24 protein-coding genes and 1 other annotated feature are annotated in these 26,929 nt (G+C 53.2%); of the genes, 13 read left to right on the top strand and 11 right to left on the bottom strand.

The window, feature by feature from the left end; genetic code table 11:
• Positions 1–168: 168 nt before the first annotated feature.
• The 5 genes from AC22LX_RS00245 to rnm form a co-directional block, all read right to left on the bottom strand.
• Positions 169–2,751 carry an EAL domain-containing protein gene (locus tag AC22LX_RS00245; protein ID WP_487333650.1) on the bottom strand — a complete coding sequence of 861 codons (2,583 nt, stop codon included), beginning with the start codon at positions 2,749–2,751 and terminating at the stop codon, positions 169–171.
• 27 nt (positions 2,752–2,778) lie between these two features.
• On the bottom strand, positions 2,779–5,184 hold the full coding sequence (locus tag AC22LX_RS00240; RefSeq protein WP_487333649.1) for a bifunctional diguanylate cyclase/phosphodiesterase: 2,406 nt from the start codon (positions 5,182–5,184) through the stop codon (positions 2,779–2,781).
• A gap of 141 nt (positions 5,185–5,325) precedes the next feature.
• Entirely contained in the window at positions 5,326–6,753 is a 1,428-nt protein-coding gene (locus tag AC22LX_RS00235) for a GGDEF domain-containing protein (protein ID WP_487333648.1), read from the bottom strand.
• Between the two features lie 149 nt (positions 6,754–6,902).
• Positions 6,903–7,523 carry an L-threonylcarbamoyladenylate synthase gene (locus AC22LX_RS00230; protein WP_020078571.1) on the bottom strand — a complete coding sequence of 207 codons (621 nt, stop codon included), beginning with the start codon at positions 7,521–7,523 and terminating at the stop codon, positions 6,903–6,905.
• Positions 7,520–8,401: an RNase RNM gene (gene rnm, locus AC22LX_RS00225; RefSeq protein WP_047066979.1), complete on the bottom strand. Its 882-nt coding sequence runs from the start codon at positions 8,399–8,401 to the stop codon at positions 7,520–7,522. The genes AC22LX_RS00230 and rnm overlap by 4 nt, the downstream gene beginning before the upstream one ends.
• A gap of 159 nt (positions 8,402–8,560) precedes the next feature.
• Positions 8,561–8,656 (top strand) — a sequence feature (Trp leader region).
• A 35-nt stretch (positions 8,657–8,691) separates the two neighbouring features.
• On the opposite strand from rnm, the gene AC22LX_RS00220 reads away from it, so the two are divergent.
• From AC22LX_RS00220 to trpA, 5 genes are read left to right on the top strand one after another with little or no spacing between them, the layout of a single operon-like run.
• The gene (locus tag AC22LX_RS00220; RefSeq protein ID WP_487333647.1) at positions 8,692–10,254 is read left to right on the top strand and encodes an anthranilate synthase component 1; all 1,563 of its coding nucleotides are present in this window, start codon (positions 8,692–8,694) and stop codon (positions 10,252–10,254) included.
• A complete protein-coding gene (gene trpD, locus AC22LX_RS00215) occupies positions 10,254–11,849 on the top strand; it encodes a bifunctional anthranilate synthase glutamate amidotransferase component TrpG/anthranilate phosphoribosyltransferase TrpD (RefSeq protein WP_047045032.1) in 1,596 nt (531 codons plus the stop codon). Before AC22LX_RS00220 ends, trpD begins: the two co-directional genes overlap by 1 nt.
• Positions 11,850–11,852: 3 nt before the next feature.
• A complete protein-coding gene (gene trpCF / locus AC22LX_RS00210; RefSeq protein WP_045393187.1) occupies positions 11,853–13,211 on the top strand; it encodes a bifunctional indole-3-glycerol-phosphate synthase TrpC/phosphoribosylanthranilate isomerase TrpF in 1,359 nt (452 codons plus the stop codon).
• Positions 13,212–13,225: 14 nt separating this feature from the next.
• Positions 13,226–14,419 carry a tryptophan synthase subunit beta gene (gene trpB, locus AC22LX_RS00205; protein WP_015366207.1) on the top strand — a complete coding sequence of 398 codons (1,194 nt, stop codon included), beginning with the start codon at positions 13,226–13,228 and terminating at the stop codon, positions 14,417–14,419.
• On the top strand, positions 14,419–15,228 hold the full coding sequence (gene trpA / locus AC22LX_RS00200) for a tryptophan synthase subunit alpha (RefSeq protein ID WP_045374732.1): 810 nt from the start codon (positions 14,419–14,421) through the stop codon (positions 15,226–15,228). The genes trpB and trpA overlap by 1 nt, the downstream gene beginning before the upstream one ends.
• A 30-nt stretch (positions 15,229–15,258) precedes the next feature.
• Here the strand turns inward: trpA and AC22LX_RS00195 are convergent, their stop codons facing one another.
• Positions 15,259–15,714, bottom strand: coding sequence for a MarR family winged helix-turn-helix transcriptional regulator (locus AC22LX_RS00195; protein WP_047077951.1), 456 nt, complete (start codon positions 15,712–15,714; stop codon positions 15,259–15,261).
• Positions 15,715–15,789: 75 nt separating this feature from the next.
• On the opposite strand from AC22LX_RS00195, the gene AC22LX_RS00190 reads away from it, so the two are divergent.
• Positions 15,790–16,737, top strand: coding sequence for a quinone oxidoreductase family protein (locus AC22LX_RS00190; protein ID WP_487333646.1), 948 nt, complete (start codon positions 15,790–15,792; stop codon positions 16,735–16,737).
• Between the two features lie 174 nt (positions 16,738–16,911).
• Here AC22LX_RS00190 and AC22LX_RS00185 read toward each other — a convergent pair whose 3' ends face one another.
• Genes AC22LX_RS00185 through AC22LX_RS00175 form a run of 3 tightly spaced genes read right to left on the bottom strand, consistent with a single transcriptional unit; the run spans position 16,912 to position 18,709 of the window.
• Positions 16,912–18,048, bottom strand: a complete 1,137-nt coding sequence (locus tag AC22LX_RS00185; protein ID WP_045393199.1) for an HlyD family secretion protein — start codon at positions 18,046–18,048, stop codon at positions 16,912–16,914.
• A gap of 9 nt (positions 18,049–18,057) precedes the next feature.
• Positions 18,058–18,408 (bottom strand): DUF3302 domain-containing protein, encoded by a 351-nt coding sequence (locus tag AC22LX_RS00180; RefSeq protein WP_045393202.1) that lies wholly within the window; start codon positions 18,406–18,408, stop codon positions 18,058–18,060.
• Between the two features lie 37 nt (positions 18,409–18,445).
• Complete coding sequence (locus AC22LX_RS00175) at positions 18,446–18,709, bottom strand: hypothetical protein (protein WP_049060844.1); 264 nt, start codon at positions 18,707–18,709, stop codon at positions 18,446–18,448.
• Between the two features lie 138 nt (positions 18,710–18,847).
• Here AC22LX_RS00175 and AC22LX_RS00170 point away from each other — a divergent pair, with 138 nt between their 5' ends.
• Entirely contained in the window at positions 18,848–19,783 is a 936-nt protein-coding gene (locus AC22LX_RS00170) for a LysR family transcriptional regulator (RefSeq protein ID WP_045393208.1), read from the top strand.
• Positions 19,784–19,825: 42 nt separating this feature from the next.
• Here the strand turns inward: AC22LX_RS00170 and ompW are convergent, their stop codons facing one another.
• Positions 19,826–20,464, bottom strand: a complete 639-nt coding sequence (gene ompW / locus AC22LX_RS00165) for an outer membrane protein OmpW (RefSeq protein ID WP_045374891.1) — start codon at positions 20,462–20,464, stop codon at positions 19,826–19,828.
• 269 nt (positions 20,465–20,733) lie between these two features.
• On the opposite strand from ompW, the gene AC22LX_RS00160 reads away from it, so the two are divergent.
• The 5 genes from AC22LX_RS00160 (at position 20,734) to yciA (ending at position 25,479) form a co-directional block, all read left to right on the top strand.
• A complete protein-coding gene (locus tag AC22LX_RS00160) occupies positions 20,734–21,147 on the top strand; it encodes a YkgJ family cysteine cluster protein (RefSeq protein ID WP_045393211.1) in 414 nt (137 codons plus the stop codon).
• 27 nt (positions 21,148–21,174) lie between these two features.
• Positions 21,175–21,918 carry a YciC family protein gene (locus tag AC22LX_RS00155; protein ID WP_045387665.1) on the top strand — a complete coding sequence of 248 codons (744 nt, stop codon included), beginning with the start codon at positions 21,175–21,177 and terminating at the stop codon, positions 21,916–21,918.
• 51 nt (positions 21,919–21,969) lie between these two features.
• A complete protein-coding gene (locus AC22LX_RS00150; protein WP_015366196.1) occupies positions 21,970–22,509 on the top strand; it encodes a septation protein A in 540 nt (179 codons plus the stop codon).
• A 286-nt stretch (positions 22,510–22,795) separates the two neighbouring features.
• Entirely contained in the window at positions 22,796–24,979 is a 2,184-nt protein-coding gene (locus AC22LX_RS00145) for a TonB-dependent siderophore receptor (protein ID WP_047050023.1), read from the top strand.
• A 101-nt stretch (positions 24,980–25,080) separates the two neighbouring features.
• Entirely contained in the window at positions 25,081–25,479 is a 399-nt protein-coding gene (yciA, locus tag AC22LX_RS00140; RefSeq protein ID WP_015705756.1) for an acyl-CoA thioester hydrolase YciA, read from the top strand.
• 33 nt (positions 25,480–25,512) lie between these two features.
• Here yciA and AC22LX_RS00135 read toward each other — a convergent pair whose 3' ends face one another.
• Positions 25,513–26,049, bottom strand: a complete 537-nt coding sequence (locus AC22LX_RS00135; protein WP_045393214.1) for a YniB family protein — start codon at positions 26,047–26,049, stop codon at positions 25,513–25,515.
• A 151-nt stretch (positions 26,050–26,200) separates the two neighbouring features.
• On the opposite strand from AC22LX_RS00135, the gene hxpB reads away from it, so the two are divergent.
• On the top strand, positions 26,201–26,869 hold the full coding sequence (hxpB, locus tag AC22LX_RS00130) for a hexitol phosphatase HxpB (protein WP_045393217.1): 669 nt from the start codon (positions 26,201–26,203) through the stop codon (positions 26,867–26,869).
• Positions 26,870–26,929 lie beyond the last annotated feature (60 nt).

Genomic DNA, 26,929 nt, shown 5'->3' with positions numbered 1-26,929 from the left:
TGCTTTGGCGACAACAGGTCATTAAAAACACCAACCTGTTGTTATATAAACACTTTACACAATTTAAGGCGCCATTCGTCAGCGCTGTAAAACAGCGCGCGCGCCTGCGTGGGCGAACATACTACACTAACTTCAAAATGAATGCTTCACTGCGATACATTTCTCCGTCTATTGCTCATCATCCGCCGTCAGCGAACTTGCCTGGATGGGAAAGTGGGCAAATGGCGCCGGATGAGCAAATAGATAATCTTGCACTTTCTGGCAGCCGAGGTCGCGTAACTGGTTTTTTATCGCCTCATCTTCAATACCCTCAGCAACAACGGGCACCTTAAAACCCTGAGCCAGCACAATCAACGATGCAATCATCGATTCTGCTTTATCCTCATCGGCAAATTGGCAAATCAGCCGGCGGTCAATTTTGATGCTATCAAATGACAGCGAGTGTAAATAAGACAGGCTGGATAAATTGACGCCAAAATCATCCAGCGCTACGGCAATACCATGGCGGCGTAAATAAGCAATCATTCTGCTCATTCGCGTAGCATCATTCATCAATAGCCGTTCGGTTATCTCAAGGCAAATATTGCCCGTGACCAGGCCATTACGATAGATAGCATCCATTAAATGCCAGGCAAAATCCTGTTGCAGAAGCTGAATCGCCGATACGTTGATATGCAGTATAAAGTTCGCCGGCGCCCCACGGCGAATCATAGCGGAGAGTTCACGACAGGCCTCTTCAATAATCCAGCGCCCTAACGGGATTATCAGCCCACTCTCTTCCGCCAGGGGAATGAAACGATCGGGTGGAATTTCCCCTTCCGCTTCAGAGCGCCAGCGAAGCAAGCACTCTCCTTCTTGAAAAGCGCTCTGATCCTGTAAATCCACAATCGGCTGCAGCACCAGATGAAATTCATGATGCTGGATCGCGTCATGAAGAGACTCATGAAGTTGGATATTATAAAGCTCGGCCTCATGCATCTTACCGCTGAAAAACGTCGCGATTCCATTTCCCTGTTTCTGTGCATGACGTAGGGCAATCCAGGCCTCACGCAACGTTTGTTCAATATTCTTCTCGCTGATATTAGCCGCAACCAGACCAATATTTCCGGTATAAACGTATTTGCTTACCGCAGAAGACGCTTCATTTTTGACGTCGATAAAGAGTGAGGAAAGCAGTTCTCTGTAGCGCTGACGCTCTTTTGGCTGAGTTTGACCTGGAAAAACCACGATAAGCTTATCCACATTATCACGGGCGATCAGCGTATTCGTCGGCAAAAAATTACGCAGACGAAGAATATAATCGCTAAGGAATTTTTCACCATACTCTGTACTTAAGGAATTGATTATGGTGCTCATATTGCTGATATGCAGTAGCGCAAGCAGGTTTCTACCTTGATATAGAGATGTCTGACGCAGTAGCCCTGTGCGTGTGAATAAGCCGGTGGTTTTGTCCTCTTCTATTTCGCGACGCTGCGCGTCGAAGCTTTCCGCCAGCTTATGCGATAGCGCCATAAATGTAGTTTCCAGAGAGGCAATTTCCGGGAAATGACGCTTATTATCTGGTGGCGTCCAGCGGTGTGTCGCAAGCTGATCCGCTTTACGGACAATATCCCGCAATGGTTTGACCACCCTCGCCAGGCCGCAGAAAACCACCAACAGGCCAAAAGCAAAAATGATAAACAGCACGCCCATGGTAATGGCTATATATTTGACTATGGTGCGCGTAATCATTCTCGCCGGGCTAATTACAATCCCCGTCCAGTGCAGTATGCGTTCACGGTCGGTAACAGGAAAAGCATCAACATAATATTCTTCATTGCCGGAACTGAAAAACTGTAATCCCGTGTGGTCATGCGCTTTTAAGGTACGACTAGCGGCTACAACAACCGGTAAAGGAGTATTTTCCAGCGTTTGCAAATTCAGTTGCGAGTGTTTTCCCCCCGCCAACATACTCCGCGTTAATGAGGGAACGGATGAAGAGATTAGTTCATCTTTTTCATTAACAATCAGGAGGATACTTTCAGGATTGGGTTTGAATTTTTCCAGACTTTTATTTAGTTCGTTGAGGTGCAATTCGCTGGCGACGACGCCAACAAACTGCCCTGTGCGATTGAATGCCGGTGAGCTAAACGCGACGCCAATTTCATTATCATACTCATAATCGCGAAAGGGTTTTGTCCAGTGAGAACTCTGGTCTTTAGCAACCGCCGCATACCATTCGCGCTGCGTTATTTGATAATCCGGTAGCACCGCTTTTACCAATGAATTCACAGTGAGATGACTATACACCGTCAGATGATGAGCTGTTCGCGCATCTTTTACCGCAAGATAATCATTCGACGCGACTTTACCATGTGCCGCCTGAAGGAAATCGCCATTCACCGCGCCAAATTCAACCAGATTGAGATAATGTTTGTTGCTGAATACGTTATTGGTGATATTGACCATTTCTCCAATCAAACTGCGAACCGGGATCGCCGCACTGGATTGGCGCCCAATGGCATGGACCAGTATCGCATTCGCTTGTACGGGAACATCAATATAATCGTGGATAACTTCCTCGATATTGACTCTTTTCGCGCGCAGAATATCAGCACTCACCTCATCAAAAAAAGCATAACCTTCGTAGTAGAGAAAAGCATATGTCGTCAGCAGCACGACGATAATTGTCGTAACTAAGGTAAATATGATGGCCTGCGTTAAGGTGAACGGGTAGCTGTTGACCGAAAGCTGTTTTTTTAATATCTGCATCGTTATTATCGCCGTTTGTCTGGCACATCACTCGGGGTCAACAACAAATAAACCATTAGTAAATTCAAAGCTATCAAACGTTTTCGGCCGGGAATAATAATACCCCTGCGCCAAATCACAGCCCATCTCCTGCAGTTTTTCCGCCATTTCGCACGTTTCAACGCCTTCGGCCACCAGAGGCACGGAAAAGCTTCGAGCCAGCATTAACACCGAGGCGATAACCGCTTCATTTTTTTTGTCGTCAAGCACATTGCTGACAAACCCACGGTCGATCTTCAAACAATCAAACGGCAGTGAATGCAGATATGAAAGGCTGGAGTAACCGGAGCCAAAATCATCAATCGCGACGCAAACGCCAAGGCGGCGTAAATAAGCCAGTATCTCGACAATTCGCCACGTGTCTTGTAGCAAGACGCTTTCGGTGATTTCAAGGCAAATATTACTGTTCATCAAATCACAAGCGTGAATTGATTCCAGCAGATGCTGAGCAAAATCAGGTTGCTGAAGCTGAATTGGCGAGATATTGACGTGAAGTTTAAAATCCCGTGGCGCGCCGCGCGCGATAAACGCGGCAAGTTCACGACAGGCGGTTTCAATTATCCATTTCCCTAACGGCACAATCATGCCGGTGTTCTCGGCGAGGGAAATGAATTTATCGGGCGGCACGAAGCCAAGCACATTGGATTGCCAGCGAACCAGGCATTCACCTTCTTTACAAGGGCGCTGCGATTCAAATGCGACGATCGGCTGCATAACCAAATGAAAACCTTCTGAACGGAGATCATCGCATAACGCCTGATGCAGACGCAGATTATTGACTTCCTCTTCACGCATAGCGACGGTGAAAAGTTTACTCATTCCGCTACGCTGCATTTGAGCATGCTGTAAAGCCAGGCTAACATTCATCAGACATTCGCTGATATTCTCTGGCGTGAGCGACTCAATTAACATGCCAATATGGCCTGTAAATATATGCGATTCACCCGGCATATCAGAAGTAGACATACGAAAAACGGAAGCAATTAGCGCACTATACCAGGCGACATCTTTTTCGGCATAAATGCCGTCAAAAGCAATGATGAACAAGTCTTCGCGATCGCGGCAACATAGCGCCCCTGCAGGCAACATTTTGCGAATGCGTAAAGCAAACTGATGAATAAACTGCCGCGCCTGGGCGGTACCAAGTACATGCTTTACCGAGTTGTAATTGTTGACGTGAATCATCGCCAACATATTGCGGTGATAGTAAAGAGATTCACAATTCAGTAGACCACTACGGGTTAAAAAGCCGGTTTCGCTATCCTCTTCCAGTTTCCGGCGTTTCAATTCAAACGTATCAGGAATAATTGAACAAAGATTGCTTAAGGCCGTATCCAGTGACGCTATTTCCGGAAATACTCGTTTAGTTTGTTTCTTCCACGGCATCAATCCGAGACGCACTTTATCTGCAACATCCTTTAAGGCGCCGGTAAAATGCGAAATAATCATCAGTAGAACCAACATCAAAATAAAAATAAACAGCGTCGTGGCGAAGGTCAAAAGTAGACGCTGCTTATTCATTTCAGCCATTTCCGCATGCTGCGGGGCGATAAGAACCGCCTTCCAGTTCAACAGATGTTGGCTGTCCTGCACGCTAAAGGCGGTCGCCAGCAAAGTCTTCTCCCCAGCACGTAAGGAAAATGACGTTGGCGACGGTGGCGCGGAAGTCAGTTTTTCTATCAGTTGGCGATCCTGCTGCCAAATCTGTTGGTTACCGGTATGCGCGACAATACGATTGTTGTCATCAATAAGCAGGAGAGCATAGCTTTTGTCCGGCAGGAGACTCTGTAAATAAGCGGTCATATCTGCGGGTGTGGCGCCACTGGCGATCGCCCCGACAAAGCGACCTTGCTTGTCGTACACCGGCTGGTTCCAGCTCATGATGATGCTGCCGGTAGAGAGGGAGCGTTGCCAGAAACCGCTCGTTTGCTGGCGTGCGCGGCGAAACTGCGGAAAATCAGCGACATTAAAGGCGTTATTAACTTTGACAATATTGGTCTGCGGGCTTAAACCGCTGTATTTTACCAGGGAGTGATGATTATCGCGCTGGGTTCGCTGCAAATAAATTTGATTACTGTGATTGTCGCGAATGACAGCAATACAGGCGCCATTTTCTGCAAACCACGACAGGCTTTGAAAGGCAGGCATGGTTTTAAACGCGCTCGCGGTCAAATACACCATTTCAGGAACCAAAGCATCCTTATCGATATTGTTACCTTCCCCCTGAATATATTGTAAAAATAGATTCGTTATTTGTCGCGGGCGGTCAACGGCATCCTCAAGTTTATGCTGAATCAACGCATACTGAGTTCCGATGATTTTTTTATCAATGGCGGTACTGACCTGACGCGACTGATAGTTAAACAGGCCGGTCAGGCTGACAATAATCAGCATTAACGCCAGCAGTGAAACAACCAACACGCTTTTTACCAGAGTGATGGGATAAGTATTTGGGGTCAGTTTGAGCATAAATTAACTGTATTCAATCACAAGTAAAAGGTCATTATTATTGAGTTTCACCAGCTTAAATCTCGACTATGAGCCGGTAACAATGTTATTTATTAGAGGAGAGGCGCTGATACGATTGCGCCCCGTTTTTTTAGACTGATAAAGATAGCTATCTGCCTCAGATAATAACCGATCAAAGCTGTCAACAATATTCCAGCGCATCACCTGCCCGTAGCTAAGACCAATACTGACGGTTAGCGATAAATTCGCACTTTGCCAGGCAATATTCATCTCTTCAATCGCCTGACGAATATCTTCAGCTAAACGATAGCCATCTTCACCCGCTTTGCCCGTCATCACCACGGCAAACTCTTCACCGCCCAGTCGGGCAATCACCCCTCGATCGGCTACAGTGTTTTTGACCCGCCGGGCGAAAGTCATCAAAACATTATCGCCACAATCATGGCCCCAGGTGTCGTTAATTTTTTTAAAATGGTCAATATCAAGCACTAGCACGTTTAGCGACGTCTCATTGTCCGTTACTTCCAGTTCCCGCAGATGTTCATAAAGACCAAAACGAGAATGAACCCGGGTCAGGTAATCGTAGCGAACCTGTCGCGATAGCTGTTTCACCATCTTGTTGACCGCCTCCACGCTGACCGCGACGATAACCGGACTAATGGCAATAGATGCGATGCCAAGGCGCGTGGAGATAATCATAGGCAGAAACGACGTCATGTTCGATTCAATAGCGTGCCGGTCGATCAGCATCATTTCCACCATACCGGAGCACAAAGTTAGCAAGCAGGTTGTTGATAATGAATAGTTTAGCGCGCACCAAATTAACGCCGGAAGAATCATCGCCAGCGTTCCCATACTTCCCGTTACTCCGCTGAGAATAGAGACCAGCAGCGAGGCCATTAACATGCCAACCGGTACTAACCGCCGCAAAGTCAATGGGCTAAAAAACTCTTTTTTCTGACACAACAGCGTAAAAGGTAGAATGAGCACACTAGTGGTAAACTCCTCGCTAAACCAAACAGGATAGATTTGCCAGAATTCAGCGTGAATACCGCAGGAATAAATATAACTCCCCAGGGCTGAACATAATAACGCGGAGATAAAACAATAGCTGTAAATTCGAAAGATGGTTATTTTTAAATTATCTTCATCTGCCTTCTCTTCTCTGATTATCAGCCAGTACATTATTAACATAAATAGCACATCGGAGAAATCCACCAGAATGCTATTGACTCCTCGCTCGCCCGTAGCAAAGCTTGATAATAGCATTGCGGCTAAAACAACTGCGGCGTATTTTTTATAACGTAACGCCTTATGCCTGATAAATAATCCGACAATGACTGCATTCAGTGGCCAGAACAAAGCAATATCGCTATGGCGTATGGCTTTTCCCACCAGATATAAAGTAACGGTAATGCTTGAAAGTATGAAAAAATTGAATAGCACTTTCTCCCTCTTAATAACATCAGAGGGTTGAATAGTCAGCTTATGCATAATGTTGAGTTTCTTTCTGGAAGCGATATCAATGAGTAATATCGTAAGCAGGCTAATAATATACCAGGAGAGAAATGACTCAATATGAAAGGTGTTTTAAATTAAATTTAAGCCGCAGGCGGCGCGTGTAACGCCGCCCGCGAGAAGCATCACAGGAAGGGTTTGATATCACCGACGCCTTCACGCAGCACCACCGGAGCGTCTTCGGTCAGGTCGATAACCGTCGTCGGCTGCTGGCCGAGATAACCGCCGTGAATAATCAGATCGACCACCTTCTCCAGACGGTCTTTAATCTCTTCCGGATCGGACTCCGTGAATTCATTACCTGGCAGCATTAATGATGTTGAAAGCATCGGCTCGCCAAGCGTTTCCAGCAGCATCTGGGCGATAGGGTTCGCCGGCACGCGCATACCAATGGTTTTACGCTTTTCTTGCAACAGGCGTCGCGGCACCTCTTTCGTTCCCTTAAGAATGAACGTGTAGTTGCCCGGCGTGTTGTTTTTGATTAGACGAAACGCCACGTTATCGACAAACGCGTAGGTCGACAACTCGGAGAGATCGCGGCACATCAGGGTGAAATTGTGGCCATCCGGCAACTGACGGATACGGCAGATCCGCTCCATCGCCCCTTTATCTTCGATTTTGCAACCCAGGGCATAGCCAGAGTCCGTTGGATAAACGATAACCCCGCCCTTACGCACGATTTCCACCGCCTGATTAATCAACCGCGCCTGCGGATTATCGGGATGGATATAGAAAAACTGGCTCATACTTCCCTCTCAATTTGTTCAGCGGCCACTTCCCAACTGCGCCAGATCCCTTCCACGCCAGCGGGTAGCCAAAGTTTACGCCCCAGTTCAATCCACGGGCAGGGCTGGTGGAAATCTGAACCCTGCGACGCCATCAAACCAAACTGTTTCGCGTAGCTCGCCAGCTGCGCGCGCTCATGCGGCGCCTGCTGACATTGGGCGACCTCCATCGCGTCGCCGCCCTGCTCGCTAAAATGGGCCAACAGCCGTTTCAACCATTTGGCGGAAAGATCGTAGCGCCCTGGATGGGCGATCACCGCTTTGCCGCCAGAATGATGAATGACATCAATCGCTTGTTTTATTGTACACCACTGCGGCGGAACGTATCCGGTTTTCCCGCGGGCGAGATATTTTTTGAATACGTCGGCGATATTGCCGGCGAAACCCGCTTCAACCAAAAAGCGCGCGAAATGGCCGCGGGTGACCGCGCCGCCATCGGCGAGCTTTAACGCCCCTTCCCAGGCGCCGGGGATACGCGCTTTCTCCAACCGTTCGGCAATCATCCGCCCGCGCTGGTTGCGCCGCTCTTTCTGTTCGCAAAGGAGTTGCGTCATCGCCGGATGGTCGATATCAATATTCAGTCCGACGATATGAATTTCGTGATTTTCCCATAGGGTGGAAATTTCTACCCCGGTGATAAGCGTGAGCGGCAATCCAGCCCGCGCAATTTCGGCACGTGCCGCCGGTATGGCCGCCACGCTATCGTGATCGGTGATAGCCAGCGTACCCACCCGCATCTCATGTGCGCGGTGTACCAACTCTTCTGGAGTCAATCGCCCATCGGAGGCGACGGTATGGCTGTGCAGGTCATAAATGACCGCGTAATTAGTGTCGCTCAAGATGGCTCCTGGTGGACCTGAACTGAAATAAGCGCATTATGATAACGACTGAGAAAGAAAATCTGCAAACAAGGGTTGACTTTATTTTCATGAACCAGTTAACTAGTACGCAAGTTCGCAAAACGGGTATCTCTGATGAAAACGCAAATTATTATTCTTCATAGCTGGTGGCGTCGTTCCTGGAATCGGGCGGCGTAATCGCGTTTTGCACTCAGCAAACAGATACCTGGCCCGCCACTGAGCGGGCTTTTTTTTGAACAAAATAATGAACAGAACAGGCGAGAATGATAATGCAAACATCAAAACCAGCGCTCGAGCTTCTCACCAGCGACGCCATCTATCGCGAAAACCCGACGGCGTTATTCCATCAATTATGCGGCGCGCGCCCGGCAACCCTGCTGCTGGAATCGGCCGACATCGATAGTAAAGACGACTTAAAAAGCCTGCTGCTGGTCGATAGCGCCCTGCGCATTACCGCGCTTGGCAATACCGTCACTGTCCAGGCGCTGTCGGCGAACGGCGCCGCGCTGCTTGAACTGCTGGATAACGCATTGCCGTCCGGCATTGAGAATCTGCGCCAGCCGAACAGCCGGGTACTCACCTTCCCGCCGGTTAGCGCCCTGCTGGATGAAGACGCTCGCCTGTGTTCGTTATCGGTGTTCGATGCGTTTCGTCTGCTACAAGATTTGGTCAGCGTCCCGCAGTCCGAGCGCGAAGCGATGTTCTTCGGCGGCCTGTTCGCTTACGACCTGGTGGCCGGTTTCGAGGATTTACCGCCGCTCAACGCCGATACCGCCTGCCCGGATTACTGTTTCTACCTGGCGGAAACGCTGCTGGTCATCGATCATCAGACCAAAAACACCCGCATTCAGGCGAGCCTGTTCACGCCGCTGGAGAATGAGAAACAGCGTCTTCTGCAACGTATCGCCCAGCTTCGCCAGCAGTTAAATGAACCGCCCGCCCCGCTGCCGGTCACTACCGTCGCCGAGATGCGTTGCGACGTCGATCAGAGCGATGAAGAGTACGGCGCCGTGGTGCGCAAAATGCAGCGCGCCATTCGCGCGGGCGAAATTTTCCAGGTCGTGCCGTCGCGCCGTTTCTCCCTCCCCTGCCCGTCGCCGCTGGCCTCTTACGATGTGCTGAAAAAGAGCAATCCCAGTCCGTATATGTTCTTTATGCAGGATAACGATTTCACCCTGTTCGGCGCCTCGCCGGAAAGCTCGCTGAAATACGACGCCGTCAGCCGCCAGATTGAGATCTACCCCATTGCCGGCACCCGTCCGCGCGGCCGCCGCGCCGACGGTTCGCTGGATCGCGATCTCGATAGCCGTATTGAGCTGGAGATGCGTACCGACCACAAAGAGCTTTCCGAACATCTGATGCTGGTTGACCTGGCCCGTAACGACCTGGCCCGCATCTGCACCCCGGGTAGCCGCTACGTGGCGGATTTGACTAAAGTCGATCGCTACTCCTTTGTGATGCATCTGGTTTCCCGCGTGGTTGGTGAACTGCGCCGCGACCTGGACGTCCTGCACGCCTACCGCGCCTGCATGAATATGGGCACTCTGAGTGGCGCGCCGAAAGTTCGCGCCATGCAGCTAATCGCCGCCGCGGAAGGCAAGCGGCGCGGTAGTTATGGCGGCGCGGTCGGCTACTTTACCGCTCATGGCGACCTCGATACCTGCATCGTGATCCGCTCAGCCTACGTTGAAGATGGTATCGCCACCGTGCAGGCGGGCGCCGGTATCGTGCTCGATTCCGTTCCGCAATCCGAGGCGGATGAAACCCGTAATAAAGCTCGCGCCGTGCTGCGCGCCATTGCTCAGGCCCATCACGCGAAGGAGACTTTCTAATGGCCGACATCCTGCTGCTCGATAATATCGACTCCTTTACCTATAACCTCGCCGACCAGCTGCGGGCTAACGGCCACAACGTGGTTATTTATCGCAATACCGTTCCGGCGCAATCGCTGATTGAACGTATCGGCACCATGGATAACCCGGTGCTGATGCTCTCTCCGGGGCCGGGAACCCCAAGCGAAGCCGGCTGCATGCCGGAGCTGCTGACCCGCCTGCGCGGCAAGTTACCGATTATCGGTATCTGCCTCGGCCACCAGGCCATCGTGGAAGCCTACGGCGGCTATGTTGGCCAGGCGGGAGAAATCCTTCACGGCAAAGCCTCCAGCATTGAGCATGACGGCCAGGCGATGTTCGCCGGTCTTGCCAACCCGCTGCCGGTGGCCCGCTACCATTCACTGGTCGGCAGCAATATTCCGGCCGGGCTCACCATTAACGCCAATTTCAACGGTATGGTGATGGCGGTTCGCCACGACGCCGATCGCGTCTGCGGCTTCCAGTTCCATCCGGAGTCGATTCTGACTACCCAGGGGGCGCTGCTGCTGGAGCAAACGCTGGCATGGGCGCTGCAGAAACTGGAACAGACCAATGTCGTACAACCGATTCTGGAAAAATTGTACCAGGCACAGACGCTGAGCCAGCAGGAGAGCCACGTGCTGTTTTCCGCCGTCGTGCGCGGCGAAGTGAAGCCGGAACAGTTGGCCGCCGCGCTGGTGAGCATGAAAGTGCGCGGCGAGCAACCACAGGAAATTGCCGGCGCTGCCACCGCGCTGCTGGAAAACGCCGCGCCCTTCCCGCGTCCGGATTATCAGTTTGCCGATATTGTCGGCACCGGCGGCGATGGCAGCAACAGCATCAATATCTCAACCGCCAGCGCCTTTGTCGCCGCCGCCTGCGGTTTAAAGGTGGCGAAACACGGCAACCGCAGCGTCTCCAGTAAATCCGGTTCGTCCGACCTGCTGGCCGCGTTTGGTATTAATCTGGATATGAATGCCGATAAATCGCGCGCCGCGCTGGATGAACTGGGCGTCTGCTTCCTGTTCGCGCCGAAATACCACACCGGTTTCCGCCATGCGATGCCGGTCCGCCAGCAGTTGAAAACGCGCACCCTGTTTAACGTCTTGGGGCCGCTTATTAACCCTGCGCACCCGCCGCTGGCGTTGATTGGCGTCTATAGCCCGGAACTGGTGTTGCCGATTGCCGAAACCTTACGCGTACTCGGCTATCAACGCGCCGCCGTGGTACACAGCGGCGGTATGGACGAGGTCTCGTTGCATGCGCCGACCGTGGTCGCCGAACTCAATAACGGCGAAATTCAGAGTTATCAGCTGACCGCCGCCGACTTCGGCCTGACGCCTTATCATCAAGAGCAACTGGCCGGCGGCACGCCGGAAGAAAACCGTGACATTCTCACGCGCTTGCTACAAGGTAAAGGTGAAGCCGCTCACGAAGCCGCCGTCGCCGCCAACGTCGCCATGTTGATGCGTTTACACGGGCATGAAGACCTGAAAGCCAACGCCCGGCAGGTACTGGATGTGCTGCACAGCGGAGCGGCCTATGACAGAGTGACCGCATTAGCGGCAAGAGGGTAAATAATGCAGACCGTTTTAGCAAAAATCGTTGCCGACAAAGCGATTTGGGTAGAAGCCCGCAAACAACAACAACCGTTAGCCAGTTTTCAGAATGATATCGTGCCGTCCGAACGCCATTTTTACGATGCGCTGGCCGGCGCCCGTACCGCCTTTATTCTTGAGTGCAAAAAGGCGTCGCCGTCGAAGGGACTGATTCGGGAAGATTTCGACCCGGCGACCATCGCCGGGGTTTATAAGCACTACGCTTCGGCAATTTCAGTACTGTGCGATGAGAAATATTTTCAGGGCAGCTTTGATTTTCTGCCGATCGTCAGCAAGGTCGCGCCGCAGCCGATTCTGTGTAAAGACTTCACCATCGATCCTTACCAGATTTACCTCGCGCGTTACTACCAGGCCGATGCCTGCCTGCTGATGCTCTCGGTGCTCGATGATGACCAATATCGGCAGCTCGCCGCTGTCGCCCACAGCCTCAATATGGGCGTTCTGACCGAGGTCAGCAACGAAGAGGAGCTGGAGCGCGCGATTGCGCTGAAGGCCAAAGTCGTCGGCATTAACAACCGCGATCTGCGCGATATGTCGATTGATCTGAACCGCACGCGTCAACTGGCGCCGCGTCTCGGCCCGGATGTCACCGTGATCAGCGAATCCGGAATCCATACCTACGGCGAAGTCCGCGAACTGAGCCACTTCGCCAACGGCTTCCTGATTGGCTCGGCGCTAATGGAGCAACCGGACCTCAGCGCTGCGGTGAAGCGCGTGCTGTTAGGTGAGAACAAGGTCTGCGGCCTGACTCGTCCGCAGGATGCGCAAGTCGCCTGGGAGGCGGGCGCTATCTACGGCGGCTTGATTTTCGTCGCCAGTTCGCCGCGCGCCGTTGACGACCAGCAGGCACAGGCGGTAATGGCCGCCGCGCCGCTCAGCTACGTTGGCGTTTTCCGCGATGCAGCCATTGAAGAGGTCGTCACCCGTGCGACTAACTTGAAACTCGCCGCGGTCCAGCTTCATGGGAGCGAAGACCAGGCCTGGATTGATGCCCTGCGCGCGGCGCTGCCGGAGCAGATCCAAATCTGGAAGGCGCTGAGCGTCGGCGAAACGCTGCCGCCGCGTAACCTCAATCATGTGGACAGATATGTCTTTGACAACGGTCAGGGCGGTAGCGGTCAACGCTTCGACTGGTCGCTGCTGCAGGGCCAGGACCTGCGTAACGTGATGCTGGCAGGCGGCCTCAGCGCCGATAACTGCGTAGAAGCCGCGAAAAGCGGCTGTGCCGGACTCGATTTCAACTCAGGCGTAGAGTCGCAGCCGGGAATAAAAGAGGCAAGCCTGGTGGCTGCCGTTTTCCAGACGCTGCGCGCATATTAAGGAGCAATGCAATAATGAGCACTTTACTGAACCCGTATTTCGGCGAATTCGGCGGTATGTACGTTCCGCAGATCCTGATGCCCGCCCTGCGCCAGCTGGAAGAAGCTTTCGTCAGCGCACAAAAAGATCCTGAGTTTCAGGCCGAATTCACCGACCTGCTGAAAAACTACGCGGGCCGCCCGACGGCGCTGACCAAATGCCGCAATCTGACCGAAGGCACCCGCACCACGCTATACCTCAAGCGTGAAGATCTGCTCCACGGCGGCGCGCACAAAACCAACCAGGTGCTGGGCCAGGCGCTACTGGCCAAACGTATGGGCAAAACGGAAATTATCGCCGAAACCGGCGCCGGCCAACACGGCGTCGCCTCGGCGCTGGCCAGCGCCCTGCTCGGTCTGAAATGCCGCATCTATATGGGCGCCAAAGACGTCGAGCGGCAGTCGCCGAACGTGTTCCGCATGCGCCTGATGGGTGCGGAAGTCATTCCAGTGCACAGCGGTTCCGCCACCCTGAAAGATGCCTGTAACGAAGCGCTGCGCGACTGGTCCGGCAGCTACGAGAAGGCGCACTACATGCTCGGCACCGCCGCTGGCCCGCACCCATTCCCGACTATCGTGCGTGAATTCCAGCGCATGATCGGCGAAGAAACCAAAGCGCAGATCCTCGAGAAAGAAGGACGCCTGCCGGACGCGGTGATCGCCTGCGTTGGCGGTGGTTCTAACGCCATCGGCATGTTCGCTGATTTCATTGATGAATCCCGCGTTGGCCTGATTGGCGTCGAGCCTGCCGGCCACGGTATCGAAACCGGCGAGCACGGCGCACCGCTGAAGCATGGTCGCGTCGGCATTTATTTCGGCATGAAGTCGCCGATGATGCAAACCTCCGACGGGCAGATTGAAGAATCTTATTCTATCTCCGCCGGGCTGGATTTCCCGTCAGTGGGGCCTCAGCATGCGTTCCTTAATAGCACCGGGCGCGCTGAGTATGTGTCAATTACCGACAACGAAGCGCTGGATGCCTTTAAAGCGCTCTCCCGCCATGAAGGCATTATTCCGGCGCTGGAGTCGTCGCACGCTCTGGCGCACGCGCTGAAGATGATGCGCGAGAATCCGGATAAAGAGCAGCTGCTGGTGGTTAACCTGTCCGGCCGCGGCGATAAAGACATCTTCACCGTACACGACATTTTGAAAGCGCGAGGGGAAATCTGATGGAACGTTACGAGACGCTATTTGCACAGTTAAAAAACCGCCAGGAAGGCGCCTTTGTTCCCTTCGTCACCCTCGGCGATCCGGGGCCGGAACAGTCGCTGAAAATCATCGATGCGCTGATTGAAGCCGGCGCCGATGCGCTGGAATTGGGGATCCCCTTCTCCGACCCGCTGGCCGACGGCCCGACGATTCAGGGCGCCACATTGCGCGCTTTTGCCGCCGGTGTTACCCCGGCGCAGTGCTTCGAGATGCTGGCGGCGATCCGCCACAAGCATCCGACCATTCCAATCGGCCTGTTGATGTACGCGAACCTGGTGTTCAGCCCGGGGATTGATGAGTTCTACGCCGAATGCGCGCGTGTCGGCGTGGATTCCGTGCTGGTCGCCGACGTGCCGGTCGAAGAGTCCGCCCCGTTCCGTCAGGCAGCGCTGCGCCATAACATTGCGCCGATTTTCATCTGCCCGCCAAATGCCGATGACGATTTACTGCGCCAGATTGCCTCCTATGGCCGCGGCTATACCTACCTGCTATCGCGCGCTGGCGTGACAGGCGCGGAAAACCGCGCCGCGCTGCCGCTGCATCATCTGATTGAAAAATTGGCGGAATATAACGCCGCGCCGCCGCTGCAGGGCTTTGGTATCTCGGCGCCGGAGCAGGTTTCGGCCGCTATTGACGCCGGTGCCGCCGGGGCAATATCCGGCTCGGCCATCGTCAAGATTATCGAGCGCAACCTTGAACAGCCGCAAAAAATGCTCGAAGAGCTAAAAACCTTCGTGCAGAGCCTGAAAGCGGCAACCAAAACCGCCTGACCCTTTGTCGCCCGGCCTCACGCCGGGCGACTATTTCTGCTGCAGGCTGTTGGCGTATTTTCGCGTTAAGCGAAACAGCGCCAGCACCTCGTCTTCTGACCATCCATCCAGCACCTGATTCATTAACCGCCGCCGCGCAACGGCAATAGCGTCGATCATCCGCTGCCCCTTTTCGCTGAGCGTCACCTCGCTAATCCGCCGGTCTTTGGCATTGGCCTGCTTGCAGGCAAGCCCCTGAGCCTCCAGCTTTTTCACCTGACGACTGACGGTGGTGTAATCGCGGCCTAAATGATCCGCCAGCTCAACTACCCCCACCGGGCCATAGCGCCCTACCGCCACCAGTAGCGGAAATAGTATCTGTTCAAGCTGCACCCCTGCCGCCTGCAATATCTGCTCATCGCGCAGAGGTTGATTCATCACGCTAATGATATCCAGCAGCGCGCCGTGAAAGTCGGTGATGTCGTAATTATTATGTGCATCTTGCATATATTAGTTAACCGCGTATAGTGCTCCTGAAGAATATGTGCATATTACACATAATTATCATCAGGAGATAATGTTATGAAAGCCGCCGTGGTATTTGATCTAAGCGAAGGCCCGGTATGGGCCGATTTTAGCGAACCGCAGCCCGCCGTCGGACACACGCTGATCGACGTTCGCGCCGCCGCCATTAGCCACGTGGTAAAGGGCCGGGCATCAGGACATCATTATAGTTTTGACGGCACTCTGCCGTTTGTCGTCGGTATCGATGGCGTCGGTATGACCCCTGACGGCCAGCGCGTCTATTTTGCTTTCCCCAGCGCCCCGTTCGGCAGTATGGCGCAACGCGCGCCGGTCGCAATGCAGAATTGCCTGCCGCTGCCGGATGAACTTGACGATATCAGCGCCGCGGCCATGGCCAATCCGGGCATGTCTGCCTGGGCTGCGCTTGTAAAGCGGGCGCAGTTTCAGGCCGGCGAAACGGTACTGATTAACGGCGCCACCGGCAGCGCCGGGCAGCTGGCGGTGCAGATTGCCCGCCACCTCGGTGCGAAAAAAATCATTGCCACCGGGCGCAATGCGCAAGCGCTGGCCGCCCTCGCAGCCGATGAGTGTATTGATTTAACCGCTGATGAGCAGACGCTTAGCGCACAATTCGCTGCCGCCAGCGCCGGGCAAGTTGATGCGATCGTGGATTATTTATGGGGACGCAGCGCAGAGTTGCTGCTGCCCATGCTGGCGAAATATACCCCCGGCGATAAGCCGGTGCGTTTTGTGCAGGTGGGTTCCCTTGCCGGGGCGGATATCGCGTTAAATGGCGCCGTGCTGCGCGCCGCGCCGCTACAGCTTATGGGCAGCGGCATCGGCAGCCTGACCATGCCGCAACTGCTGGCGGCAACCGGGGAGATGCTACAGGCTGCGGTTCCCGGTCAGTTTACCATCGCCACCACGCCGCTGCCGCTCCGCGATGTCGCTGCGGCCTGGCCGCATGATAACAGCCAGAAACGTACGGTTTTCACCCTTGATTAAAAAAATTCGCCTCCGCACAAAATCTGGGGTTGATATCTTAAATGAGAAATATTATCTTTCTCATTACCGAATAGTTGAGTGAACAACTCAGGTATTCGGTACGACATTGCTCACATTGCTTCCAGTATTTTTGCCCGCGTTTATCGCGGGCTTTTTTTCGCTCAACTTCGGCCTTTAGTGGTCGAGATACAGATAATGCAACCAGCTGGTCATCCGTAACAGCACCTTACGCATCACCGACACGTGGGCAAAATGGTCGGTATAGACCGCCGCCTGGGCACTGACGCCATCAGGGAGATGGGCGAGATCGCGGCTCGCCGCGAGGTCAATCATCACATAAACCCCTTCCCGACCGGGCGTGGCGCTTAAACCCTGTAACGCGCCGCTGGCCTGGTAGCTGCCGTCGGGAATAGTTGGCAATACTTTTGTGACCTTGCCGGCATACACCTGCCCCGGTAGACCATTGAATACCACCTCTGCCTCGTCCCCCTGCTCCAGGCGCAGGATAGCGTTCTGGCGAAATACCGCCACCACCTGCCGTTTCTGCTGCGGAATAAAAATCATCACCGGTTTGAACGGCAGACGAACTGCCGTGGTGCCCGGTCGCGCCAGCACCTGGGTGACATAACCATCGCTGGGCGCGCGGAATACCGTCTGTTCAAGGTCATAACGCGCCTCGGCAATCTGCGATTTCAGGCTGGCGATTTGCGCATCCTCGCCATTGAAACGCGCAGAAAGTCTTTCTAACTCCTGTTGATACTGTGCCTTAGCCGCCCGCAGGGCCGCGGATTGCGCCTGATATTGCTGTTCGGCGTGATTCACGTCCTGCTCAGAAAAAGGGTTAACCGGCATGGCCGCGCCTTTCGCATAGCGTTGATAATCCTGACGGGCACGTTCATATTCCGCCGTCATCCGCTGGACGTTAGCGGCGGATTCACTTAATGCCGCTTTCCGGGTTCTGATATCCGCTTCGGCGGCGCTGAGATCCGCCTCCAGTTTATTCAGTCGCGCGCGATAGCGGCTATCATCAAGACGAAACAGTACCTCGCCTTTGCGTAATAACACATTCGTTTTATCGGTAACTTCTACGATGGCCCCCGACACCTGCGGCACAATCGGGATCGACAGAGCTATTTTTTGCGCCCGGTCGGTGTACGGGTGATTATAATTCATAGTCAGAATTAGCGCGCCGACAATAAACACCCCACCAAGGACCGCCGTGGGTACCGTCCATTTATTTACCGGGATACGGAAAATTTTAAATACGCCATAGGCCAACGCCACATAGCAAAGAATAATGAGTAAATCCATACATTAGCCTCAGCGGTTATTTGACGAGTTTGTCGTTACAGTTATCTGTTGCTCCTGCAGACGCTTTAGCTCGCTTTCAAGTTGCCTGATTCGCTGATGCATTTCGGCGCTATCTTCGACTTTATGCGCCATTCCCCACCCGCGCTCGGGGCGATACAGCGTTGCCCAGATCCATAACAGCGGCCAAATCGCATGCAGGGTAAACAGGCTCACCCAGCCGGCCACATGGATCGCATCCTGATGAGGATGCTGACGTTTTTTGGCTAATAAATAGGGAATATCATGAATAATAATAATGCCGTAAAATAAAATCAAAAACACGGCAATTAACACGCCTAAGGCGAAGTAGTTAAGGAACATAATAACACCTGGTAATAAAAAAGGTAAACCGTACTAACTACGCTGTTTTATAATTAGCAATGCCACTCACTGTAATCGTGGGGCTGTGCCGAGAATAATCATTTTCCGACTGATAGACCAAATATTGGTAACGGTAAAAATCAGTACTTTTATCTTTCCGGTATAATATCTCTTCCCCCGAAACCGATAGTCCCTTGATAATATCGTCATATTCAATATATTTTTCTTTTTCGGTTACGCTGGAAGCGCACGCAGCCAGCAGCAACATTGCAGATAACGCAGCCATTCTTGTTATTTTCATCGAATTATTTCTCTGTATTTTTCGGCTGTAACAAATAATCCACGCAAATGATACCCAGCTCCCAACCAGAAGTCATATGACAATGACAGCAAAGATGTATATCATTTTTGATATAGCAAAACCAAAAGAAGCGACCTCGTGAAAGAAAAAGACCTGCGCATAGACGAACTCCGCATCGTCCGCGTGATTGCCGAAACGGCAAGCGTTAGCAAAGCCGCCCAGCTACTGGATATGCCGCAGTCGAACGTGTCGCGGGCGCTGAATGCGCTGGAACGGCGCCTGGGGCTGGAAATCTTTATCCGCCACCCACGGGCATTAATCCTGAGCGAGTTTGGCGAGCAGTTCCTGCGCCGGGCGGACATTCTGCTGGATAAGCATAATGACCTGCTTGATATGTCCGGTACCTGGAAACGCAGCCTCAACGGTATGGTGACGCTCGGCGCGCCAATCGGCATTCAGGCTTTCCTTGCCCGATATCTTTTGCCGCCGGTGCTGCGCTCAGCGCCGGAGTTAACCGTCAATCTTCTCACCCGCAATCCCGACGAGCGCGAACAGAAACACGGGACGCTTTTCGATAGCGATTGCGATCTGCTGATTAGCTTTTTCCAGCCCCAGGACGAAAGCCTGATCGCAAGGCCTCTCACCCGCTTTCGCATGGGGCTGTTTGCCTGCGCGGATTATATTACGCAGTCGCCTCTGCACGATGTTGATGAGCTTGCGCAGCATCGTTGCATCACTTTGCGTACGTTGGGCGGGATCCGCAACAGCTGGCATTGCTATAACGCAGCGGGTGAAAGCATTCAGGTGGAGGTCAACGGTTCCAGCGTATGCGATAACATTTTGCCGGCCATCGAGCTTGCCAAGCAGGGTCTGGGCATCGTTTATGCCCCTTTTTACTCCGTCGCGGCGGAATTGGAGGCCGGTACGTTACAACCCTGTCTGCCACGGGAACGCGGCGTGAATATGCAGGCGTGGTTGATTTATCGTCAGCGAGGCGTGTTGCCGCATCGCGTGCAGGTGATAATGGATAGCATTATGGAAAGCGCCAAACTGCACGCCCATCGGCTGGTCTGAAGAGGATAAAACTGGCCGCAGGCGGCCAGTTTTTTTAAAGCATTAGAAGCGATAACCGGCAGAGAACATAAACACCCACGGATCCAGACGGGTACTGACTTTCTGGTCAACGCCGTTAGCTTTAAATTTCACATCGGTGTCGATATCCATGTACCAGACCGACATGTTAAGCAGCCAGTTGCGGTCAATCAGATAATCCAGGCCAACCTGTCCTGCCGCGCCCCATGAATCTTTCAGACTCAGGTCGGAAAGCCCGGCGTCCTTACCGGTATCGTTGAAATCATTGTTAAAGAAGGTCGTATAGTTAATACCGGCGCCGATATACGGGCGCACTTTACTTTGCGCATCGCCAAAGTACCACTGCGCCATCAGCGTCGGCGGCAGCTGATGTACGGTGGCGATAGTGCCGGTCGGCCCGGTACCCACCTTATGGCGGAACGGCGTTGCCGCCAGCAGTTCGATACCGATATTGTCGGTCGCCATATAGGTAAAGGTTAAACCCAACTGGGTGTTATTACTGACGTTAAAACCGCCGAGACTACCCAGCACGTTGTCAGAGCCCTCAGTCGGGCGAACCGTCGCCGAGCCCGCGCGAATAAAAAACTCCCCCGCTTCATGCGCCCAGGCGCTACCACCAGAAAGCGTACCTAAGATCAATGCCGCCGCTGCTATTTTCTTCATATCCATGTCCCCATTATGGTTTTTATCAGCGGCTGCAAATATACCTACAATGAGTTAGCTTTGATCTGTTTTAGATCACACCAGGCCATTAGATTTAACATTTATTGATCCAGATTAATTTTTGCAGCAGTTAGTAACGTTCTGATTTGTCTTTACATCAATTTTTACCCATGAGAAAAATTTTTGCTTGCCCCTCTTGTCGCCGATCGCGCGGATAGCTAATTTAATTGCCGACAATTTGTGTTGATGCGTTTTTTTCAGGTGTAATTATGAGTGAAATCAACCCGTGCATGACGTGCGGTGCCTGTTGTGCGTATTTTCGAGTCTCCTTCTACTGGGCTGAAGCCGACGACGCTGGCGGCGTGGTACCCACACAGCTCACCGAACCCCTTACCCCTTTTCTGCGCTGCATGAGCGGTACCAATCAGCGGCAAAGCCGCTGTACCGCCTTAAGCGGTGAAATCGGCGAATCGGTACACTGCTCCATCTATCACCAGCGGCCTTCCCCCTGCCGCGAGTTTGCCATGTCAGGCGAAGGCGGCGAACTCAACGAAGCCTGCGATCGCGCCCGTGCCCGCTATGGCCTGCCGCCGCTGGGAACTCTTTACAAAGATATACCTACCGTGACCTCGGCAGAGACTGCTACCCAACCACGTTTTGCGGTACAATCCCCGGCTAGTTAAAACACCTGCAAGACTCAAGGAGAATGCATGTCTATCACGGCGAAGTCCGTCTACCGTGACACGGGGAATTTTTTTCGTAATCAGTTCGTTACTATTCTGCTGATTGCGTTGTTATGCGCGTTCATCACGGTAGTCATTGGCCATGCCTTTTCGCCCAGCGACGAGCAGTTATCGATTCTCAGCGAGGGCGATAACCTCGTGGGCAGCGCCGGCTTGTTTGAGCTGGTGCAGAACATGACGCCGGAACAGCAGCAGATCCTGCTGCGCGCGTCGGCAGCCTCAACCTTCTCGGGTCTGGTGGGGAATGCCATCCTCGTCGGCGGCGTACTGTTGCTGATTCAGCTGATCTCCGCCGGGCATCGCGTCAGCGCGCTGCGGGCGATCGGCGCGGCGGCGCCGGTTCTGCCGAAGCTGTTGCTGCTTATTCTGTTCACCACCTTCGTGGTACAGATGGGGATGATGCTGGTGCTGGTGCCGGGCGTGCTGCTGGCGATAGTTCTGGCGTTCGCGCCGGTGATGCTGGTGCAGGATAAAATCGGCATCTTTAGCGCAATGCGCGGCAGTATGCGTCTGGCGTGGGCGAATATGCGCCTGGTGGCGCCAGCGGTACTCGGCTGGCTGCTGGCAAAAACGGCGCTGCTGCTGCTTGCTTCAAGCTTTGCAACGCTGTCGCCCAACGTTGCCGCCGTGGTCATTAATACCATCAGCAATCTGTTCTCTGCGCTGTTGCTGATCTATTTGTTCCGCTTGTATATGCTTATTCGCAACTAACTTTAATCAGGGCCGGGCATTCCGGCCCTTCCTGAACGACGGAATTGATGTATGAAGCAGTTTCTCGATTTTTTACCGCTCGTAGTCTTCTTCGCTTTTTATAAGATTTACGATATCTACGCCGCAACCACCGCGCTGATCGTCGCCACCGCGGTAGTCCTCATTTATAGCTGGGTGCGCTATCGTAAAGTTGAAAAGATGGCGCTGATCACTTTTGTGCTGGTCGCCGTATTCGGCGGGCTGACAATCTTCTTCCACAACGATGAATTTATTAAGTGGAAAGTGACCGTCATCTACGCCCTGTTTGCCGGCGCCCTGCTGTTCAGCCAGTGGGTAATGAAAAAGCCGCTGATCCAACGCATGCTTGGTAAAGAGCTGACGCTGCCGCAGCAGGTGTGGTCGCGGCTGAATCTGGCCTGGGCGCTGTTCTTTATTCTCTGCGGGCTGGCTAATATCTACATCGCGTTCTGGCTGCCGCAGAATATCTGGGTCAACTTCAAAGTCTTCGGTTTAACGGCATTGACCCTGGTCTTTACCCTGTTGAGCGGCGTTTATATCTACCGCCACATGCCACAGGACGATAAGCACTAATACCCCTTAACGGTACGCGCTAGCCGGCGCGTACCGCCTCCCTTGTGCTTTTCATTTCTTTTCTCTACCTCCTATCCCGTTCAGTTCAAATTTAACTTCCGAAAGAGCGGGTAAGCCACCTCTTATTACGCCATTCCCCAACGGCTCGCCTTCACGCTTTCTTCATCAAACAGGAAAAATTGCGCCAATTGTGAGGATTTGATGAAGTTTCGTCTCGCTTCATTGTAATGATAATGATTATTATTAATATTCACGTTCTTGTTTTATTTTGATACGGATATTTACAATGAGAACGAACACCGCATTCCCCCTCGCTCCCCTTACCATCATTATCGCCAGCTTCTTTTCAGCGGAGAGTTTGGCCGAAGAAGCCGAACAGGATACTGAAACCATGGTGGTTTACAGCACCGCTGAAGAAGCGTTAAAACAACAGCCCGGCGTTTCGATTATCACTGCCGAAGATATTGCCAAAGAGCCGCCGGTTAATGACCTGTCAGAAATCATCCGTAAAATGCCCGGCGTGAATCTGACCGGCAACAGCGCCAGCGGTAGCCGCGGTAACAACCGTCAAATCGACATTCGCGGGATGGGCCCCGAAAACACGCTGATTTTGATCGATGGCGTACCGGTTACCTCACGAAATTCGGTACGTTACAGCTGGCGCGGTGAACGCGATACCCGCGGTGATAGTAATTGGGTACCCGCTGAAATGGTTGAACGTATTGAAGTCCTGCGCGGACCCGCTGCGGCCCGCTATGGGTCCGGCGCGGCCGGCGGCGTGGTGAATATCATTACCAAACGACCAACCAACGACTGGCACGGCTCACTGTCGTTCTTCACCAATCAACCGGAGAATAACAAAGAAGGCGCCACCAACCGGGCCAACTTTAACCTCAGCGGGCCGCTGGCAGGCGATGCCCTCACCATGCGTTTGTACGGCAACATCAATAAAACCGATGCTGACGCCTGGGATATCAACCATGCGCAGAATGGCTCATACGCCGCCGGTCGCGAAGGCGTGCGTAATAAAGATATTAACGCCCTGCTGTCGTGGAAAATAACCCCACAACAGATCCTCGATTTCAACTATGCCTACAGCCGCCAGGGCAATATTTATGCCGGCGATACCCAGTACAGTAACGGCAACCTTAGCCCCAATGGCCTGGTTGATTCACTCTACGGCCATGAGACCAACCGCCTGTATCGCCAGTCGTGGGGGCTAACCTATAACGGAATTTGGGATTGGGGACAGTCAAAAGCCGGCGTTTATTATGAAAAAACCAATAATACCCGCCTGCAGGAAGGATCAACCGGCCGCGTCGAGGGGATGATCAATAGCGATGAATACGCCACCAGCCGTCTGGAATCATGGCGCTCCACAGGCGAGTTAAACATTCCGTTCTACTGGTTGGCGGATCAGACGTTGACGCTTGGCATGGAGTGGAACCGCGACGAACTCAACGATCCGGCGTCGATGCAGGCCACTGACGTGAGCGGTGAAACCATCGCCGGCACCAGCGGCAATGCCGCCGATCGTAGTAGCAAAAACAGCGCCACGTTAACCGGGATCTACCTGGAAGATAATATCGAGGCCACGCCGGGAACTAACATCATTCCCGGCCTGCGTTTCGATTACCACAACCAGTTCGGCAGTAACTGGAGCCCAAGCCTCAACCTGGCGCAGGCATTAGGTGAGTGGTTTAAAGTCAAAGCCGGTATTGCACGGGTATTTAAAGCACCGAATTTATATCAATCCAGCGAAGGCTATCTGCTCTCCACCCGCGGCAACGGATGCCCGAACGCCATTGCAACAGGCAGTTGCTATCTGCTCGGCAACCCGGATCTGGATCCGGAAATCAGCATCAATAAAGAGCTTGGGCTGGAATTCAACGCCGGCGGCTATAACGCCGGGATCACCTGGTTCCGTAATGATTACAAAAACAAAATCGTCTCCGGCACCGAGGTGCTTGGCTACACTTCCAGCGGCAACAACATTCTACAGTGGCAGAACGGCGGCAAAGCCGTAGTAGAAGGACTGGAAGGGACCGTGCTGATCCCATTGATTGCCGACACCCTAAACTGGCGCACCAACGCGACCTGGATGATTAAATCGGAAAGTAAAGATACCGGCAATCCGCTGTCGGTGATCCCGAAATATACTATCAATACCATGTTCGACTGGCAGGTAAACAGCAAACTGTCGGCTAACATAAACTGGACGATGTATGGCCGTCAAAAGCCGCGGCAGTACGCGGAAATTCGCAACGAGACTGGGGTTCTCGCCACCAATGAAGTCGGCGCTTATTCGGTAGTAGGGATCGGCGGCAACTATCAGTTGATGAAAGATATTCGCCTGAACGCCGGCATCAGCAACCTGTTTGATAAGCAGATTTATCGCGAGAACGCCGGTGCGTCAACTTACAACGAGCCGGGGCGCGCCTATTACGCCGGCGTTACCCTAAGTTTCTAATCTGCCGACGCCCGTACCGGCGGGCGTATTCCCCTATTCTCTCTGCGCCGTTTTCATAGTAGCATCGCGCCTGATCTCCTTTGACTAGTACAGAGTATAGAATGACAACAACAGATCTCGCCCCGAAGGGCGAATTGGTTTTACGCACCCTGGCCATGCCGGCGGATACCAACGCGAACGGCGATATTTTTGGCGGCTGGCTGATGTCGCAGATGGATATCGGCGGCGCGATTATGGCCAAAGAGATTGCCCGCGGCCGCGTTGTGACTGTCCGTGTTGATGGTATGACTTTTTTACGCCCGGTCGCCGTTGGCGATGTTGTGTGCTGCTATGCCCGCTGCGTAAAGCGCGGCAACACCTCAATCACTATTAATATTGAGGTATGGGTGAAAAAAGTATCGACGGAACCGCTGGGCCAGCGTTATAAGGCGACGGAAGCCTTGTTTATTTATGTGGCGGTAGACAATGAAGGCAAGCCGCGAGCGCTGCCTGCCGAGTAAGACATTGCCCGGCTTGCCGGGCAGATCTTCTGCTTAAAGAAAGCCAAGCAGCGAGAAGAAAATATAACCGATCACAATCACCACAATCGGCAGCACGTAAAGCGTGAAATACTGCTTCAGAATAGTATGACGCGGAACGACAATACGTTCGGCAAGCTGTTCGCGCGACAGGCCTTCCGCGCCTTTAGCCTGTTCCAGAATCAACTGATCCTCCACGCCTTCGCGTAAAAACTTCGCCTGGCGGGCCATCCGCGCGCCGGAAGCCTGCAACGCCATACCGACAAACACCAGCACGTAGATAATCCAGAAACCGATGTTCAACGCATGTTTGAACTCCGGCAGCGGCGAGTTGTACCAGAAGAAATTCAGGAACGGCGTATTGAAACGCACCATCTCAATCATCAGGTGGGCGAAATCCATCATCACCGCATCAATACCCGGTTTCTTTTCGCTATGCTCGTACATAAACTTCAGTACGGAAATCAGCGTAGACAGCACGGCTGGAATGAAGATGACCCATCCCAAAATGCGTTTAATGACCGCAATGCGTCCAGCTTGTTGATACGTCATGAGTTCCCCTTGTTTAAAACGCCAGACTCTCCATGCCGACATAGAGTCAGGTATAAGTCTATCTTCCGCAGCGAATTTCGCCTGCTTCAGCGCGGTATGATATACCATATGGACAATTTCGTTATCTACTTACGCCAATGGAGAGGAACTTATGTCAGCAAAGCGTCAGATTCTTGCCGCTATTTTCGATATGGATGGCCTGCTTATCGATTCAGAGCCGCTATGGGACCGCGCAGAGCTGGAGGTACTGGAAAGCCTCGGAGTGGATATTAGCCGCCGTGATGAATTACCTGACCTGCTGGGGCTGCGCATCGACCTGGTGGTCGATTTATGGTTTGCACAACAGCCCTGGCGCGGCCCGGACCGCGCGGAGGTAACCGCCAGTATTATCCGCCGGGCCATTCAGCTGGTCGAGGAGTCACGGCCGTTGCTGCCCGGCGTGCGTGAAGCCGTGGCGTTGTGTAAGGCCGAAGGACTAAAAATCGGCCTCGCCTCCGCGTCGCCGCTGCATATGCTGGAAAAAGTGCTGGAAATGTTTGAACTTCGCGACCAGTTCGACGCGCTGGCCTCAGCCGAACATCTGCCTTACAGCAAACCGCATCCCCAGGTTTATCTTGATTGCGCCGCGAAGCTTGGCGTCGCGCCAATGTCCTGCGTGGCGCTGGAGGATTCTGTTAACGGCATGATTGCCAGCAAAGCGGCGCGGATGCGCTCGATTGTGGTTCCGGAAGCAGAAAACAGCCGCGATCCGCGCTTCGTACTGGCCGATGTGAAACTGGCCTCTCTGCAGCAGCTGACGGTAGCAGACCTGCGCGGCTAAGCGACTTGCGCTGGCATTAATGTCGTCAAAATATGTCAACCTTGTGACAAAGAGTTACAC

It is taken from the genome of Klebsiella sp. PK01 (genome assembly GCF_057624675.1).
The sequence above is the reverse complement of the archived record's forward strand: the minus strand, read 5'-3'. Positions and strand labels throughout refer to the sequence as shown.